The following is a 17202-nucleotide window of genomic DNA, read 5'->3' as shown; positions in this document are numbered from 1 at the left end:
CCTCCTATAATTTATATATCCAATATTGTGTTTTATCTTTTTCCTTTAATAATTTAAATCCATAATTTTTATAAAAGTCCATGCAGGGCACATTCCTTGCTGTTTCTTTAAATTGCCCTATTATTTCATTTAGTTTTAACTTTTTAGCTTTTTTTACTATATAATCAATTAAATTATTTTCTATCCTTCTTCCTATAATGCGGCAACTCATAAAGAACCCATTTATAACAAGTTTATTTTCTTTTACATTTATTATTATAACAGCTGTAAGTCCATTATCTCCATATTTATCTGAAACTTTTGCAGAAATAATTTTGTATTCTTTATCATTCATTAAATTCTTAATTTCTTCTTCTGAACACCTGCGTCCAGTCATATTAAATTGATTTGTTTTTTGAGTCAGCTGCGAAATTCTTGCAACATTAAATATATCATTTTCTTTGATATCAACTTTTATTTTTAAATTTTTAATGTATTCATCAATATTGGTACTATTTCTTTTTTCTATGTCTCTTTTCTTTTGAGCATTGTACATCTTTTGTTTATTCTTATCTTCTTGTGTAAGACTTAATATGTTAAAATCATTTAGACCCATAACAGTACTTAAATATAATGCAGGATCACTGGGCAAATCTACTACCTTAACATCTGGAAGTTCTCCTTTTACAATTTCTCTATTAAATTTATCATCATCCATAAATACAATACTATTAAGCCCTATATTAAGTTCTTTTGAAATCTTCTTTAAATTTAAAACCTTATCATCCCAATTTATTTCTATGCATGCAAAATTATCTTCTCCCAAAACCATATAAGGATGCTTTTTAATAACTTCGAGTGCTTCATCCTTGTTATTTTTGCTATTTACAGCTAAAAGAACTCCTCTTTTATTAAGGGCTAAAAGATATTTTTGAAGTTCCCAAAAAGGCTTACCCTCATTTGTCGGTCCAAGTTTTATTCCTTCTATACCAAGTTCACCAACTACACCGCCCCATAAAGTATTATCTAAATCTAGAACAATACATTTCCTTATAATAGAACACATTGGTTTAATATATCCCATATATTCCATACAAAGATATGGAATATAATCAAATTTAAGTTTTACATCCCCTATATAATACATTTTATCATCGTGAATATTTATTTTCCCGTACTTTGAGCAAAAACCTTCATAATCAAATATAAACACCTGATTATCATTAATATATTTAGCATTAAGTTTTTCATTTAACATAGTAATACTTTTGACAATACCCTCATTCTGTTTATTCTCTAAAATTCCCATAGATGAATACATTGGCACTTCAAAATTATGAAATAGTATTTTAGAATTTGTATTTGATTTCAAAACTTCTAATAAATTTTCTATGTTATTCAATTTTTCATCAAAAAATTCTCGTCTTTGATTTTCATTAAAAGCATAAAATTGAAAATAATTTTCACCAAGCAAACTTCTAATATCTATAAATATTATTATTAATTGAGAGTTAAATTTATAAAGGCTACCATTCAAATTAAGAATTTCTTGAGAATACTGATTATATGCTCCCTCATAAAATTCGCACTTAATATCTTCATCTGCGCACTCCACAGTCAAAACTTCTTTAAATGCCCTTGTTGTAAAACTAGAAAGATAAGCTATTCTAATATTCCTAGTGCCACATTTATTTAATTGCTTATATGTGCTAATATATTCACTAATACTTCTTTTCAAAGCTGTTCCTCCAATTTTAATTATAATAATCAAATAAACTTAGAGTTTTCCCTAAGTTTAAAATTTACATTTAGATTAAATTTTCATTTTTAATTATATTTCTTAATTGCTCTTTACTTAAAATAATCTCATCATTTGAAGTATAACTTTTTATTTTAGCTTTCTTGCAACTTGAATAAAAATTTTCATACTTTAGTCTGTCAAAGCTTGTAGGCGTAACAGCAAACATATCATCAAATTCATAGGCATATTGAGCTTCTTCCTCTGTCATAAGTTCTTCATACATCTTTTCTCCTGCTCTTAATCCTATTACTTTTGTATTAATTTTTTCTCTATCCAAACTGTATTTTCTAGAGGTTTCTTCAACTACAACATCAACAAGTTCTTGAAGCAATAGAACAGGCATTTTTAGCACAAAAACTTCTCCACCTAATGCCTTTTCTGCTGCTATAAGTGTAAGATTTACTGCCTGCTTTACTGTCATCATAAAACGTGTCATTCTCCCATCTGTTACTGTAACTATACCATCATCAATAATTTGTTTTTTGAAAAATGGTATAACTGATCCCCTTGACCCCATAACATTGCCAAATCTTACTGCAACAAATTTAGTTCTAATGGAACCTTTACTAAAATTAGCTGCTTGAACTAATTTTTCAGCTAATAATTTAGTTGCACCATAAGCATTTATTGGATTTATAGCTTTATCTGAACTTGTAAAAAGTACGCACTGTACGTTGTTATAGGTTGCTGCTTTTATAACATTCTCCATGCCTGACACATTTGTTTTAATTGCCTCAGTTGGGTTATACTCACAGGCTGGAACATGCTTCATAGCTGCTAAGTTAAATACAATATCTATACCATTCATAGCTCTTTCAACACGATCATAATCCCTTACATCGCCAATTAAAAATCTTAATTTATTGCAGTCTTTTATAGCATTTTGCATCATAAATTGCTTATACTCATCTCTGCTAAATATCCTTATTACCTTAGGATTTGATTTTAAAAGTTCTGTGACCATTTTTGATCCAATTGTACCAGTCCCACCAATTATCAATATTTTTTTATCTTCATAGTAATTCATAGTTTCACTTCCATATTATTTCAAAAAATTTTTTCAATATCTGCATTTATAGTTCCTTTTATTCTAGCTCCAGCACTACAATTTATAAATTTAATGTGAGTATACTTAGCAATTTTATCTTCAAGCCATTTTTTCATGTACAGCCATCCAGATGTAGTCTTGAGAATACTTCCATCTACTCCTTCTACTTTTTTAGTTAAATCACTATTAAAAACAGGTGCATTTCCATGAATATAATCATCACAATGAGATTTATTATTTAGATAAGCCAAATCCTGTCCAACAAATATTACTGAATTTGCGTCTTCTTTTATAGCAATGCTCAAGGCTGCTGTGGCCACAGATTTCCCAGTATCAATTACCTTATCCTCATTCACTACACCATCACCTGAATTGTAAAACATAAATTTAGGTCCATTATACTTTGTTACAGCTAAATTTGAGGCAATATTTAAAAAGCACATAGGTACATCTAAATTTTCATATCCTTCAATTTGGTTATAAACTATTTCTTGAGGATCTATAATTGTTATCATATCTGGCTTTATTCCAGCATTCATTAACGTTTTTAATGAACTTCCAACTGCAAAAATAATAGCCTTATCTCTAATTTTTTTTATTTTACCAATATTTAAGCCTAACGACGGTCCAGCTGCTGCAATAATGATTTTTTTGTTTCTAAAATTGTATTCTTTAAAAAACTTTTCAATAGTATCAAATTTCATCTTTTCATTTAAAAGAGAATTTTTTTTAGCTATTTCACCGTGCCTTTCAAATTCTATTACTGCAATTTCAAATCTTTGTAATGCCTCTTTAAACTCATTGCAGCCTTCGGGAAGAACTCTTGCTGATGGTTTGTATATAATAAACGCATCACTTTCATCAATACATTTAGATAATTTTTTCAAAGTATCCCCATTATATGTACATGAAACACTTACTCTCTTATCCTTTAAAATTTCCTTTAAAACACCATACTGCAGCGCAGCTTTCATTACTTCTTCATCTACATCAAATACGTTAACATTACTTTTTTCATCTATTACTTTTAATAATTCCAAAATATGATATCCTAATCCTATACCATATATAACTATATTCCTTTTATCCTTAACTTTCTTTTCTCTATATTTTGCAAAATTCACGGCTTCTTTTAATGGATGATATACACTATGAAGCAGTACGCCGTTGACTGACAGTGTATAGACATTATCATAAGTATTAAATAATTCCACTTTTCTTCCTATCGCCAAATTAGACATCTCCTTTTAAAGGATCTAATTTTGAAATCCATTCATCAATCATCGGTATAAATTCATATTCAAGCAAGTCATCAATTAAAATATAATTTTCAGTTTTTATGGAATTAGCTACATTAAGTAAAATGTTATTTAATTTCCTGCCATCATTTTCGATAATATTGCTCATCCCATTTTGATTCATATTCCACATGATTTTTGATATTTCCTGTGATAAACTGCCAACTCTTATAACTGCTGAATTATCATGACCTGATTGAAACTCATATATGATATTATATAAATTTAATTTTAAATTGTTAAGTAACTCAATCAATGTTTTTCACCAACCAATTTATTAAGCTCGTTTAATATTTCAGCCCTCTTATTAATTATTAGATACTTCCTAAATTCATTTAACCCATCATACACAAAATTATTAGTATCAAATACACATTCCATAAAAGCATTTATTGCTTTAACTTCTTCATTCAAATTAACATAACATTGGGCTATCATACGTTTAGGCTTAAAACTTCCCATACCAAATACTGATACAAATTTTTTTGTTTCACCCATATCTATACATTCTTTAAACACTTTAATAGCTGTTTTGTAATCTTTTTTCAAATAATAGCAAAAACCTTTTATATATTCTAAGTCAACAAAGCCTTTGTAACACTCATCGCTTAAAAGGTTATCAACCATTTCAATACATGCATCGTATTCTTCAATTTTAACAAGAGCCTCTGCCATCCTTTTTGCCATATCAATCTCATACAGTGTTATACCTGTAGGATCTTTTTTCCCTGCCAGTTCATTGCATTTAAAAAAATACTGCAGTGCTTTTTTATAATCACCTGCTACTTCATAGCTTACACCAATATTATAATAAACAAAAGGCTCATTTGGTTTTTCTTTTAACTGTTTTTTCAGTATTTTCAAGTTTCTGTCAGATTTGTTTCTCTTCTTTACCACAGATGCTAAATATCCATAATGAATAATTTTGCATATTTTGTCATCCAATATAAAATCATTTTTCTGAATATCTGGAATATTTATTTGCTCATGTATACTTCCAGAATATCTATATTCCTTTTTATTTCTAAAAATTTTAGTATAAACTGCAGAATATAATATCATGCTTGCGTCCATAATGTTGTATAATGGTATTTTATATCCTTCTACTTTTGCATCTTTAAGAATTTCTCTAACCTTAGCTGCATCACACAATAGCTTCTCATCTGCATCAAGAATAAGAATCCAATCCCCTGATGCATTTTCAATGGATATATTCCTTGCCTTGGAAAAATCATTTTCCCATTTATAATCAATAATCTTAATATTACTATCAAACTCTCTAATTATTTCTTTAGTTTTATCTGTCGAACCGGTGTCTACAATTACAGCTTCATCTGCAAGTTTCATAGCATTTTCAAGACACATTTTTATATATTTTTCTTCATTTTTAACAATCATACATAGGCTAATTTTCATTAGTAATCCTCCATAGAACTTAATACTCTGATTATCGATAATATTTTATTATACTTTAATAAATATCCATCAGCTTAGTGAACATGAACAAAAAACCTCCGCATAATAGCGGAGGCTTTATTATAATCTATATTATTGCAATAATTTAAGAACCTGCTGTGGATTCTGATTAGCTTGTGCAAGCATTGATTGAGCTGCCTGTTGAAGAACGCTCTCTTTTGAGTAGTTCATCATTTCTTTAGCCATATCAACATCTGTTATGTTTGCATTTGCTGTTGTTAAATTCTCTTGCTCTGTTGAAAGGTTATTTATTGTATGTGTAAGTCTGTTCTGTACTGCTCCAAGATATGCTCTTGAAGTTGATACTGTATCTATTGCTTTCTGTATAATACTCATTGAACCTGTTGCTTGAGCATTGTTACTAACACTTAGAGAAGATGTATCAACACTTAAAGAAGTTGCATTCATAGCTATACTATTTATGTTAAGTCCAATAGAATCATATGCATTAGATGTTGAACCTATTTGGAAAGTTAAAGTATTAGCTACTGATGTATCTGCCGACAACAAATTAACACCATTGAAATTAGTCTGCTGAGAAATATGATTTATTTCATCTGCAAGTGTTGACATTTCTGCTGATACTGCACTTCTATTTAAGCTTACATTTGTATCATTGGCAGCTTGTGTTGCAAGTTCATTCATTCTCTGAAGAATTGATTGTGTTTCATTTAATCCACCTTCTGCTGTCTGAATTAATGATATTCCATCTTGTGCATTGCTTTGTGCCTTATCAAGACCATTAATTTGTGACTGCATCTTTTGTGATATTGATAGTCCTGCTGCATCATCTGCTGCCTTGTTGATTCTTAAACCTGAACTTAACTTTTCCATTGAAGCTGAAGCGCTTTTTTGATTCTTGTTTAAATAGCTAAGTGCTGTGTTTCCACTAAGATTGTGATTGATTATCATGATAAATTCCTCCTTGAACTTTAATGGGAATCCTTTCCCATATTTTGTTTATATTTTTAGAATTTCATTAATACTAATTTATATATCGTAATATTATAATGATGCTTTATACTTTTTGTCGAAAAATGTTTTATTGTTGTATGTAACTTTTTATACACTAATAAGTAAAAACAAAGGTATTACATTAGCATAAAAAATATGCTCCCTTCTAAGTGGTCAAGTAAAATAATAAAAAACTTGTTACTTAGGAGGGAGCATATTTTTATGGCATTTAAACACAAATATTCGCTTTTGGATTTGATGGGTTAAGAACAAGCAGTAAAGCAAGTAGATATTCTTCAGTATTAAAACATGCAGCAATTAATGATTATCTGAAAGAAAAAATATACAGCTTCTGAAATACTGAAAAAATATAAAATCCGGTCAGAAACTCAACTCAGAAGATGGATTAAGAAGTATACTGGTCATCAAAAGCTAAAATCTTTGGGAACAGGAGAAAATACTGTCATGACTAAAGGAAGAAAAACTGCGTGCTGAAAATGAGAGTATAAAACACCTCATTGCCTATGAAATTGAAGAAATTCATGAAGAAAGCCCTAATAAAGGATATCAAAGAATACGAGATGATTCAGAACGATATCATGATATTAAAGCGAATGATAAACGTGTTTTACGCATATGTCGTAATTTAAATATAAAATCAACACTTAAATATGCAAACAAAGGTTGTACTAGGCACACAGCAGATCCACAATACATAGCTAAAAATCTACTAAACATTGACAACGGTCTTATAAAAGGCTTTTGTGGTATCCTTAAAAGAGAACGTTACTAAAGTTCAATAAAAAAAAAAATTGTTCACTTTAATAAGTCTTTGTAAAAGAAGCTTTTTTTAATTACGTGGATTTTAAATTGAAAAAGATGTGTTTCTGTGCTATCTGATTGGGTTTTGCAATGTAACTTATTTACATTATGTGTGTTACTTTCCAATCTACTAATATCACTCTCATAACCTGCATCCGCAGTTATATTTGAGTGCTTAAAATGCAAAAAATTTTCCATGATTTTTTTATAAATGGAATTAGCTTTGTAGTATCCGTATGCTGATAGCCTAAAGTAAGCAATACAATATATTTAGGACCTAATACCGTATACGATATTAGGTCCAATACAAATCTGTTAAATCCATTTCCTCAATAAATTAACTCAGTAAACAAACGCACCGAATCATTATATGGCATTTAGAAAAAACCTCCGCATAATAGCGGAGGTTTTATTAAAATCTATATTATTGTAATAATTTAAGAACCTGTTGTGGATTCTGATTAGCTTGTGCAAGCATTGACTGAGCTGCCTGTTGAAGAACGCTCTCTTTTGAGTAGTTCATCATTTCTTTAGCCATATCAACATCTGTTATGTTTGCATTTGCTGTTGTTAAATTCTCTTGCTCTGTTGAAAGGTTATTTATTGTATGTGTAAGTCTGTTCTGTACTGCTCCAAGATATGCTCTTGAAGTTGATACTGTATCTATTGCTTTCTGTATAAGGCTCATTGAAGCTGTTGCTTTAGTATTATCGCTAACAGATATAGCTGATGTACCAACAGATAAAGATGCTGAACCCATTTTTATGCTGTTCAAATTAAGTCCAATAGAATCATAACTATTTGCTGTTGATCCTATCTGGAATGTCAATGTAGTAGTACCACCTGTCAAAAGACTTACACCATTGAAGTTTGTCTGCTGAGAAATATGATCTATTTCATCTGCAAGTGTTGACATTTCTGCTGATACTGCACTTCTATTTAAGCTTACATTTGTATCATTTGCAGCTTGTGTTGCTAATTCATTCATTCTCTGAAGGATTGATTGTGTTTCATTTAATCCACCTTCTGCTGTCTGAATTAATGATATTCCATCTTGTGCATTGCTTTGTGCCTTATCAAGACCATTGATTTGTGACTGCATCTTTTGTGATATTGATAGTCCTGCTGCATCATCTGCTGCCTTATTAATTCTTAAACCTGAACTTAACTTTTCCATTGAAGCTGAAGCACTCTTCTGATTCTTGTTTAAATAACTAAGTGCTGTGTTTCCACTAAGATTGTGATTGATTATCATAATAAATTCCTCCTTGAATTTAAGCGGGAATCCTTTCCCATATTTTGTTTATATTTTTAATTTTTTTATTAAAAGCGCAATATTATTGTAATAATTTAAGAACCTGTTGTGGATTCTGATTAGCTTGTGCAAGCATTGACTGAGCTGCCTGTTGAAGAACGCTCTCTTTTGAGTAGTTCATCATTTCTTTAGCCATATCAACATCTGTTATGTTTGCATTTGCTGTTGTTAAATTCTCTTGCTCTGTTGAAAGGTTATTTATTGTATGTGTAAGTCTGTTCTGTACTGCTCCAAGATATGCTCTTGAAGTTGATACTGTATCTATTGCTTTCTGTATAAGGCTCATTGAAGCTGTTGCTTTAGTATTATCGCTAACAGATATAGCTGATGTACCAACAGATAAAGATGCTGAACCCATTTTTATGCTGTTCAAATTAAGTCCAATAGAATCATAACTATTTGCTGTTGATCCTATCTGGAATGTCAATGTAGTAGTACTACCTGTCAAAAGACTTACACCATTGAAGTTTGTCTGCTGAGAAATATGATCTATTTCATCTGCAAGTGTTGACATTTCTGCTGATACTGCACTTCTATTTAAGCTTACATTTGTATCATTTGCAGCTTGTGTTGCTAATTCATTCATTCTCTGAAGGATTGATTGTGTTTCATTTAATCCACCTTCTGCTGTCTGAATTAATGATATTCCATCTTGTGCATTGCTTTGTGCCTTATCAAGACCATTGATTTGTGATTGCATCTTTTGTGATATTGATAGTCCTGCTGCATCATCAGCTGCTTTGTTAATTCTTAAACCTGAACTTAACTTCTCCATTGAAGCTGAAGCACTTTTTTGATTCTTGTTTAAATAACTAAGTGCTGTATTTCCACTAAGATTGTGATTGATTATCATAATAAATTCCTCCTTGAATTTAAATGGGAATCCTTTCCCGATTTCTATAACTTATCGCTTTACACAATATTTATCGTAGTGTTTTTATATTACTTTATAATTTTCAATAAATTTTTTTATTAAAAAATATTGCATTACCACTGAGCCTATTACCATATTTTTTATTTATAAAATCTTTTTCATTTATTGATTTAAGTTTATCTTTTATAATGTCTAAATTTTCATTAATTAATTTTTCAACCTTTTTATCAATATCTACAATATCACTGTTATTAAATTCTTTAATTATATTCTTCTTTCCATAGAAATCAAGATTTTCTTGTATACTATTTATTATATATTGTCTCTCTTTTAATAAAGAATTTAATTCATCATAATTTTGCGTATCAAAACATGATATCATTTTAACAGTTTTTTCTTTAAAACTAGAAACTAAAGTCTGTATATCCTCCATAGTTCCTCCTCTACAAGTCCAAGACATCAAAAGCTTGCAATAAGTAGGTTTCTCAATTATTAACTATTACTACTTTGCAGCATAGATGATAAGTAACTTGACTGTGAATTTAAAGTTGAAAGTGCAGATTGAAGCGCAGTAAATTTATTAGTATACCTTGTTTTATCTCCACTCATTTTTGTTTTAAATGTTGCAATTGCATCCTGTTCATCCTTTAATTCCTTATAAATAGCATTTTTATTATTTGAATAATCACTACTGTTACATCCTGCTTCTTGAATCAGCTTACCTTGATTACCATTCTTATCTACATAAGTTCCAGCATATTCACTAATTATATCACTTATTCTTTGAAAAATTCCCTCTTCACTATTTCTTGCAGTAAGCTGAGTACTTGACAAATCCGGTGTATACATTCCTGTACTTGTAGAAGCTTTAGTGAATAAATCTATTACCTCTTGAGGATTATTCTGCAGCGCAGTTGTAAGTTTGCTTACATCTATTGTGATTTTCCCATAATCCGTATAATTTTTAGTTGATGTTGATAAACCAATCCCATTCATAGTAAGATTATTAGCTTGAACGGGTGTATAAAAGGCTGTTCTCATAGATGTTGTCATATCTACAAGTAAGCCATCATTTGAAAGTATGCCCTGCTGCGCTTTCTGATTCCATTTTGTAATTTGATCCGTTGTCATCCCTTGCTCTTGAGCTAACGTAAGTACAGAATATCTTCCACCAGTACTTGCAGTACCAGTTCTTTGATTTATAATAGTTTGTACCCCACCTATAAGATCATTATATTCATTGACAAATTCCTGTATTTTACTTACTGCTGAAGATACATCCTGCTTTACAGTTATTGTAGCAGGATTTGATGAATCTATAGCACTTGAAACATTATACTGCACACCATCAACTGTAAATATATTTGAAGACTCCGTTATAGCAACACCATTACTAGTATCACCTGGTTCTTTTATTGTAAATGTACCATTTGCGCCAGAAGTACCTTGGGCAGCTCCATGTGATGTTTGCGTTATACTAGTAGCTCCTGCTGTTGCGCCAAATGCACTATTAAAAAATGTTTGAGCGCTGCTACCATCAGCATAAGATATATTTAGATTTTGAGTTCCTGTTTCTTCAACACTGATTTTACTTGTTGAAGAATTATAACTGAAATTTAAACCTGTTAACGATGAGAGGTCACTCATAATTGTACTAATCGATTTAGTAGTATCTACAGTGTAATTTTCAGTTGCTCCACCATTAACACTAAATGATAAAGTATCTCCATTTTTCAATCCCAAATTTGTAGTTATTAAATTACCTGATGTTATAGAAGTACCAGCCGCAGCTGTTATACTAGTGGAACTAGTTGAATTTCCAAATGTATTGTTAAAAAATGTTTGAGCACTACTACCACTAGCATAGGATAAACTCAAATTTTGACCTGAAGCAGCTTGAGCACTAATTTTACCTGTTGAAGCATCGTAACTAAAAGTTGAACCTGTTAATGATGACAAATCACTCATAAGCGTTCCCACTGTTTTGCTTGTATCTACAGTATAACTTTGAGCCACTCCATTAGCAGTAAACGATAATACATCTCCATCTTTTAGTGCTAAATTCGTATTTGATATCCTATCCGAAGATGATGTAGTATTAGCTGTTATAGTACTGTTACCATCTATCCTAGCTGTATCCGTTGTAGATATAGTCCCTCCACTTAAAGTCATTCCAAGTTTATTAAAAAAGCTAGTACTATCATCTACACCTTCAATATCAACATTTTGACCACTTCCAGTCTTGCTTGTAGAAATACTGAATTTTCCGGTAAGTTCACTATAATTAAAATTCATGCCAGACATAGATGATAAATCCTGCATTGCAGTATTTATTGATACACTATTGTTTAAATTATAGCTTACATTTCTACCATTAGCTGTAAAATGTAACACACCACTCTGGATTCCAAGTGTCGACAATGCTGTTCCTGCTGGTGGCTTTGAACCTAAAGTAGCTGTTACATTAGCAGATGTTGCAAGTGTCGCTGAAGTAATTTGATATGTTCCCGCTTTTGCATTATTTAATGCTGTAGCTGAAACATTATTCACATTAGAATTGGCAGAATTGGTTAAAAACGCATTTGGTGCGAATATATAGTCACTTGATAACTGATTAAAATATTTATCTTGAAAATGCTGCAAATTATCTATAATTGATCTATACATATCCTGCCTCCACTGAGAGGTCTGCTGCTTAGCATATAACTTATCTAACTGTACCTGATCAGATGCAAGCATTTCATTAGTCATTTGTCCAACATCTAAGCCTGACATTTGAGAGATCAACCCTTTAGAATAACTTCCAGATGCGCTTGTTGTAGATGTACTAGAATTGCTGCCAGATTTATTAGGTGTGTACACACTATTTTCATTTCCAATTAAATCGCTTGTACTATATGGAACCACATAAGAATATGGATTGCTACCAATTGTACTACTCATTAATCATTACTCCCTTCTACTTGTTTCTTACAGATGTCTTGTATGCCTCATCCCAAGTTGCTTTTACTTCTTCAATAAGAGGTATTACTTCATCCATTTTAGAAACATCTTTTTTCATATTTGCTTCAATTAATTCATTTATTATATATTTGTATATAGAAACAATGTTAGGACCCCAATCGCCAGCCATTTCTAAATCAAGTGTTGCAATAAGTTCATAAAATACATTTTGTGACTTCTTTATATTCTCATTTGCTTTATGAAAATCCTTATCTACTATAGCCTGTCTGCCTATTTTAGAAAACTTCACAGCACCACCTAATAGCATAAGAAGAAGCTGATCTTTTGAAGCATATGTTACACTATTTGTTCTATATTGCTTATAAGCATCTTTAACATTCATTTATATGGCACCTACCTTCTTATATCTAGAAACTTACCTTTATCATTTTTTTGATCATTATGATTTATACCATCATCCTGCTTAAATGCTTCTACTTCAATGGTTTTAACAGCAGTTTTATTATCCTTATATGCAACTACAACAAATTTTTTATCATTTGATTTTTGCCTTTTAGAATTAAAGTTATGATTGTTTTTATCTTTCTTCTCCCTTTTTAATGGCTGGATTTTCCCATTATGATGAATCTTTTGTGTTTTAATAGAATCATCTATCTTCACTCTTGCATCCATGTCGATATTATTCATATATGCTACCCCCATGAATTTTTAATTAAGCTTTTTTATTTAGAACCAATCCAGCCATGCCATAAAACTCTTCCATTAAATCAAGCATTTGTTTTGATGGTATTTCATTTACCACTTGACGTGTATTGTTATCAATAACCTTCATAACCATTACAGATTTAAATCTTTTATCTTGTTCATACTCTATATGTGTGGACTTATCTTTAATAATTTTATTTATTTTATCCTTTGTTTTCTGTACCTCTTTAGTTTCTGTTATCTTATCTTTAGGATTATATTCATTTGGAATTGACTTTTGCTCTGAAACATTTTCAGTTTTATCAACCAAACTATTATCTATGCTATACAAGTTCTGTCTTCCTTGACTTAAACCTTCAACATCCATATTAATTTAAACCTCCATATTATTTTTTTATTTTTTTTAGTATAGAACTATCAACTAAAACTGACTTTTTATTTTCCTCACTGATTTCCTTGTATAATTCTTTCCTCAATATAGCAACATCTCTAGGTGCATTTATAGCTAGTTTAACTGATCCATCATCAATTTTAGTTACAATAATCTCAACATTATCGCCTATAAGAATAGATTCGCCTTTTTTTCTCGTGATAACTAGCATAACTTATTCCTCCTTTAAGAGAGGATACTTTATAGGATATTTATCATTATCTAAAATTAATTGCTCACCTACTTTACTTTTAGTATTAATAACTATGGGAGCCTTTAAATTTACAGTCATTTTTGATACATCCTTATTGGGACATACAGTATTATATACTAAAATATCTGATTCCTTCTCAACCTCTAATTCTTTAATTTGATTTTCTAAGAGCTTAAATTCATAATCCTTAACAACCATAAAAGGAGATACTATTATTATCCCAATTTCAATATCCTCAGTTGAATGCATTATACTAAATACATTATTCCCTTCAAACGGAACAATTATGAACTTTGTTAATTTTTTAAAACCTGGCAAGCCTTTACTAAAAGTTATTATATCACTATCATTATATTCTATATCGCCATAATACTTCGAATGTAATTTCATATTCTACGCTCCTATTTTACATAATCTAACAAAGTTTCTTGAAGTACCTTTGCACTTACATAAAGTGATGCTGAATAAGTAGCCTGAGTTTCTGAATATTTCATAGTAGTTTCTGCATAATCTGCATCATTAACAGAAGATAAAAGTTCTGTTAAATTTGTATTTTCTGAATCATTAACACTTGCTGCTGTAGTCATTCTATTTTCTACTGCTCCAATTTCAGTACGAACTTTAGATACATTATTTATAGCATCCTGAATATCACTTAAATCACTACCAATTAAAAATGATCTACCCGTAGTTGTTGTATCACCGTCTGCATGATTTCCTGTAGAATTAGGATAACTTAAATCTTTAACTATATTACTTAAAATAGTCCTTAAGTCTTTAGAGTTACCATCTGTATTATTAAACTGAATTACAGAACTTGCCTGAATATTATACGAAACTGATACACCAGCTGAAATTTCAGTTGACAATCTTGAATTTATTTGATTTAACTGAGTTGTTTCACTGGCACTAGGACTACTTCTATTTATAGCAGTTCCGTCTCGCATAATATAATCCAGCTGTGTATTTCCATCTGAATCAGTAGTGGTTCCTACAGGTTTAAATGTAGCACGAGTTCCACCAAAAATATACCTACCATCATAATTTGAATTCATACATTGTGCAAGCTGACCTATATTAGCATTTATTTCATTTTTAATACTTGTCAGCTGCTGAGAACCGTAGGCAGCATCACCAGCCGAATATAAAAGTTCATTAATTCTCTGTAAAACACTCTGAACTTGACCCAAATCTGTATCTGTAACACTTGACCAATTTTTTGCATCATTTATATTACTAGCATACTGCGCATTTTCAGAAAGTTCTTCATTTATTTGCATTACCTGCGTTGTCCCATAAGGATCATCTGATGGTAAGCTTATCTTTTCTCCAGTAGACATCTGCTGTTGATATTTTTGAACATTTTGTAGGTTGTTACTTAAATACATAAGAAAATTATCTGAAAGCATACTATTTGTTATTCTCATATTATCACCTCTTAATATCTAATATTATCTTACAAGTCCAATTACAACATCCAATAAATCAGCTACTGTAGATATTACCTTAGCATTTGCCTGATATGCATGTTGATATTGAATTAAATTTGTTATTTCCTCATCAACTGAAACTCCTGAAACTGCAGTTCTGCTATTTTTAGTAGCATTTAATGTTGAATTTTGAGTAGCATAATTTCTATCAGCCTCAGAAGCTTCGTTACCTACAGCATCTATTATATTCCTATAATAATCCGATGAAGTTGTTCCATTATCATAATTGTGAAATGCTGCAATTCCGTCAGCATTATTAACTAAGCCGCCATTCGCAGTTATAAAATCATTTCTAGATGAAATCCCAGTTATACTAGAAATATTAAGCAGTATATTTTGCATACTAGCAATTGCCTTAGCCCTATTTCCATCATTTGGACCATCTGTTGTATTTAAGCTTTCATCATTATATTTATTATCATTAGTTCTTGTCTTTATCTTTGCATTATTATCAACTATCATCTGGTTTAATGTTATATTCCCCGCTGTTATTCCTTCTTCATCAGTATCAGTATACTTGGTTGAAAATCCAGTAGCATTGCCTGAAACCAAACTATACTTAGCTGTATCACCATTTACAAAGAATGGCTCACTATCAGCATGCGCACTAGTATCAGATGAATCTACAGTAGATTGACCACTTTCTATTGTATTAACGGTGAAAGCTAAAGCTTTAGCAAATGTATTCAAACTATTAATAGCATTATCAATATTTGATTGAGCATCAACTATACCTTTAATTGAACCATCAGTTGGAGAAAATAAATTAAGATCACTAAGTTTAAATGATGTAGTTTGAGATGCACCATCACGTGAGCCAGCACCAGCATTTACTGTTGCATTACCCTTTACATCTGCCATCAATATTCCATATTTGCTAAGGCTATCATAATCACTTGAACTCAAATTAGCATACATTGTAATTGTATTGTTAGGATTATCTTTATCTCCATTTCTATAGTAAGTTATTTTATATACTGGATTTCCTGTGGCAGCATCTGTTACAGGATTTCCGCCTCCATCTACAACAGCATTTATACTATTAACAAATGAGAGTCTTTTTTCCTTATCAGCATCTACAGGTTGAACTAAATTTTCATCTGAAGATGCACCACCAGCTTTTAAAGTAAGCCCTCCATTATCAGCTACATCTTGATCTACATTAAAATATGTGCACAATTGTTCAACTTTTTGATCTCTTTCATCCATAAGGTCATTAGGTGTATCACCAACGTATTCAAGTTTTATTATTTGAGTATTAAGGTCATCAAGATCATTAAGTCCACCATCTATCTTTTTTACATAGTCACCTATAGTTGTCTTACAATCATCTTTTAACTGCTGCAATTTTTTATATGCACTATTTAATTGATTTGTAAGTGCTTGAGTTGCTTCAACAACGCCCTTTCTTGCAGTAGGATCACTTGCCGCTCCTCCCTCAAGTTTACTCCATGCACTAAAAAAATTATTTATCTGGGTAGCAAGACCATCCTGCGAAGGTTCCTGCGTTATGTGTTGAAGTTGATCTAGATATGACTTAACAGATGCTGCATATCCAGTACTGCTTGTATCTCTCCTAAATGCATAATCAAGGAACATATCTCTTACTCTTGCAATATCAGTTATTGCTACCCCTGTACCTGCCTGAGGGCCTCTGGAATCAAATTCTCCTGCACCATTATAGAAAGTAGCATCCATGGTAACCCTTTGTCTTGAGTAACCATCTGTACTGGAATTCGAAATATTATGTGACGTTGTATCAATTGCAGCTTGCTGCGCCGTTATACCTGACCTAGCAATATTCATAGTTCCATTTAATCCTGCCATTACTT

Annotated in this window: 18 protein-coding genes; 1 reads left to right on the top strand and 17 read right to left on the bottom strand. The window is 30.8% G+C overall.

All coding sequences use genetic code 11. The features are described from left to right. Positions 1–4: 4 nt before the first annotated feature. From BEE63_RS17965 to BEE63_RS17940, 6 genes are all read right to left on the bottom strand, one after another. Positions 5–1717 (bottom strand): HAD-IIIC family phosphatase, encoded by a 1713-nt coding sequence (locus BEE63_RS17965; RefSeq protein ID WP_066022691.1) that lies wholly within the window; start codon positions 1715–1717, stop codon positions 5–7. A gap of 70 nt (positions 1718–1787) precedes the next feature. Next, positions 1788–2807, bottom strand: a complete 1020-nt coding sequence (locus tag BEE63_RS17960) for an SDR family NAD(P)-dependent oxidoreductase (RefSeq protein ID WP_066022690.1) — start codon at positions 2805–2807, stop codon at positions 1788–1790. Between the two features lie 20 nt (positions 2808–2827). Further along, a complete protein-coding gene (locus BEE63_RS17955) occupies positions 2828–4060 on the bottom strand; it encodes a motility associated factor glycosyltransferase family protein (RefSeq protein ID WP_157797118.1) in 1233 nt (410 codons plus the stop codon). Position 4061: 1 nt separating this feature from the next. Further along, positions 4062–4382 carry a hypothetical protein gene (locus BEE63_RS17950; protein WP_066022689.1) on the bottom strand — a complete coding sequence of 107 codons (321 nt, stop codon included), beginning with the start codon at positions 4380–4382 and terminating at the stop codon, positions 4062–4064. Further along, positions 4379–5542 (bottom strand): glycosyltransferase family 2 protein, encoded by a 1164-nt coding sequence (locus tag BEE63_RS17945; protein ID WP_066022688.1) that lies wholly within the window; start codon positions 5540–5542, stop codon positions 4379–4381. Before BEE63_RS17945 ends, BEE63_RS17950 begins: the two co-directional genes overlap by 4 nt. Positions 5543–5674: 132 nt before the next feature. Beyond that, complete coding sequence (locus tag BEE63_RS17940; protein WP_066022687.1) at positions 5675–6514, bottom strand: flagellin; 840 nt, start codon at positions 6512–6514, stop codon at positions 5675–5677. A gap of 526 nt (positions 6515–7040) precedes the next feature. Here BEE63_RS17940 and BEE63_RS22580 point away from each other — a divergent pair. Continuing rightward, positions 7041–7349 (top strand): IS3 family transposase, encoded by a 309-nt coding sequence (locus tag BEE63_RS22580; protein ID WP_081312665.1) that lies wholly within the window; start codon positions 7041–7043, stop codon positions 7347–7349. Between the two features lie 453 nt (positions 7350–7802). On the opposite strand, the gene BEE63_RS17935 is transcribed toward BEE63_RS22580, so the two are convergent. The 11 genes from BEE63_RS17935 to flgK all read right to left on the bottom strand — a co-directional run bounded on the left by BEE63_RS17935 (position 7803) and on the right by flgK (position 17197). After that, the gene (locus BEE63_RS17935) at positions 7803–8633 is read right to left on the bottom strand and encodes a flagellin (RefSeq protein WP_066022686.1); all 831 of its coding nucleotides are present in this window, start codon (positions 8631–8633) and stop codon (positions 7803–7805) included. 82 nt (positions 8634–8715) lie between these two features. Beyond that, a complete protein-coding gene (locus BEE63_RS17930; RefSeq protein ID WP_066022685.1) occupies positions 8716–9546 on the bottom strand; it encodes a flagellin in 831 nt (276 codons plus the stop codon). A gap of 103 nt (positions 9547–9649) precedes the next feature. Beyond that, a complete protein-coding gene (locus tag BEE63_RS17925; protein ID WP_066022684.1) occupies positions 9650–10000 on the bottom strand; it encodes a flagellar protein FliT in 351 nt (116 codons plus the stop codon). 59 nt (positions 10001–10059) lie between these two features. Then, on the bottom strand, positions 10060–12510 hold the full coding sequence (gene fliD / locus BEE63_RS17920; protein WP_066022683.1) for a flagellar filament capping protein FliD: 2451 nt from the start codon (positions 12508–12510) through the stop codon (positions 10060–10062). 16 nt (positions 12511–12526) lie between these two features. Then, positions 12527–12913, bottom strand: coding sequence for a flagellar export chaperone FliS (fliS, locus tag BEE63_RS17915; RefSeq protein WP_066022682.1), 387 nt, complete (start codon positions 12911–12913; stop codon positions 12527–12529). An 11-nt stretch (positions 12914–12924) separates the two neighbouring features. Then, positions 12925–13218: a hypothetical protein gene (locus BEE63_RS17910; protein ID WP_066022681.1), complete on the bottom strand. Its 294-nt coding sequence runs from the start codon at positions 13216–13218 to the stop codon at positions 12925–12927. A 25-nt stretch (positions 13219–13243) separates the two neighbouring features. After that, positions 13244–13603: a flagellar protein FlaG gene (locus BEE63_RS17905; RefSeq protein ID WP_066022680.1), complete on the bottom strand. Its 360-nt coding sequence runs from the start codon at positions 13601–13603 to the stop codon at positions 13244–13246. 19 nt (positions 13604–13622) lie between these two features. Continuing rightward, a complete protein-coding gene (gene csrA / locus BEE63_RS17900) occupies positions 13623–13838 on the bottom strand; it encodes a carbon storage regulator CsrA (RefSeq protein WP_066022679.1) in 216 nt (71 codons plus the stop codon). Positions 13839–13841: 3 nt separating this feature from the next. After that, positions 13842–14270 (bottom strand): flagellar assembly protein FliW, encoded by a 429-nt coding sequence (gene fliW, locus BEE63_RS17895; RefSeq protein WP_066022678.1) that lies wholly within the window; start codon positions 14268–14270, stop codon positions 13842–13844. 11 nt (positions 14271–14281) lie between these two features. After that, positions 14282–15307, bottom strand: a complete 1026-nt coding sequence (flgL, locus tag BEE63_RS17890) for a flagellar hook-associated protein FlgL (RefSeq protein ID WP_066022677.1) — start codon at positions 15305–15307, stop codon at positions 14282–14284. Positions 15308–15331: 24 nt separating this feature from the next. Next, positions 15332–17197 (bottom strand): flagellar hook-associated protein FlgK, encoded by a 1866-nt coding sequence (flgK, locus tag BEE63_RS17885; RefSeq protein WP_066022676.1) that lies wholly within the window; start codon positions 17195–17197, stop codon positions 15332–15334. Positions 17198–17202 lie beyond the last annotated feature (5 nt).

This window comes from Clostridium pasteurianum (assembly GCF_001705235.1).
GTDB classification, from domain to species: domain Bacteria; phylum Bacillota; class Clostridia; order Clostridiales; family Clostridiaceae; genus Clostridium_S; species Clostridium_S pasteurianum_A.
This window is presented reverse-complemented; position numbering and strand designations above follow the sequence as displayed.

Coding starts and splice junctions, on each gene's coding strand:
- BEE63_RS17905 (WP_066022680.1), bottom strand. CDS start 13,603: ATGGATGTTGAAGGTTTAAGTCAAGGAAGACAGAACTTGTATAGCATA.
- BEE63_RS17910 (WP_066022681.1), bottom strand. CDS start 13,218: ATGAATAATATCGACATGGATGCAAGAGTGAAGATAGATGATTCTATT.
- BEE63_RS17935 (WP_066022686.1), bottom strand. CDS start 8,633: ATGATAATCAATCACAATCTTAGTGGAAACACAGCACTTAGTTATTTA.
- flgL (WP_066022677.1), bottom strand. CDS start 15,307: ATGAGAATAACAAATAGTATGCTTTCAGATAATTTTCTTATGTATTTA.
- BEE63_RS17960 (WP_066022690.1), bottom strand. CDS start 2,807: ATGAATTACTATGAAGATAAAAAAATATTGATAATTGGTGGGACTGGT.
- fliS (WP_066022682.1), bottom strand. CDS start 12,913: ATGAATGTTAAAGATGCTTATAAGCAATATAGAACAAATAGTGTAACA.
- BEE63_RS17930 (WP_066022685.1), bottom strand. CDS start 9,546: ATGATAATCAATCACAATCTTAGTGGAAATACAGCACTTAGTTATTTA.
- BEE63_RS17925 (WP_066022684.1), bottom strand. CDS start 10,000: ATGGAGGATATACAGACTTTAGTTTCTAGTTTTAAAGAAAAAACTGTT.
- fliW (WP_066022678.1), bottom strand. CDS start 14,270: ATGAAATTACATTCGAAGTATTATGGCGATATAGAATATAATGATAGT.
- BEE63_RS17940 (WP_066022687.1), bottom strand. CDS start 6,514: ATGATAATCAATCACAATCTTAGTGGAAACACAGCACTTAGCTATTTA.
- BEE63_RS17945 (WP_066022688.1), bottom strand. CDS start 5,542: ATGAAAATTAGCCTATGTATGATTGTTAAAAATGAAGAAAAATATATA.
- csrA (WP_066022679.1), bottom strand. CDS start 13,838: ATGCTAGTTATCACGAGAAAAAAAGGCGAATCTATTCTTATAGGCGAT.
- flgK (WP_066022676.1), bottom strand. CDS start 17,197: ATGGCAGGATTAAATGGAACTATGAATATTGCTAGGTCAGGTATAACG.
- fliD (WP_066022683.1), bottom strand. CDS start 12,510: ATGAGTAGTACAATTGGTAGCAATCCATATTCTTATGTGGTTCCATAT.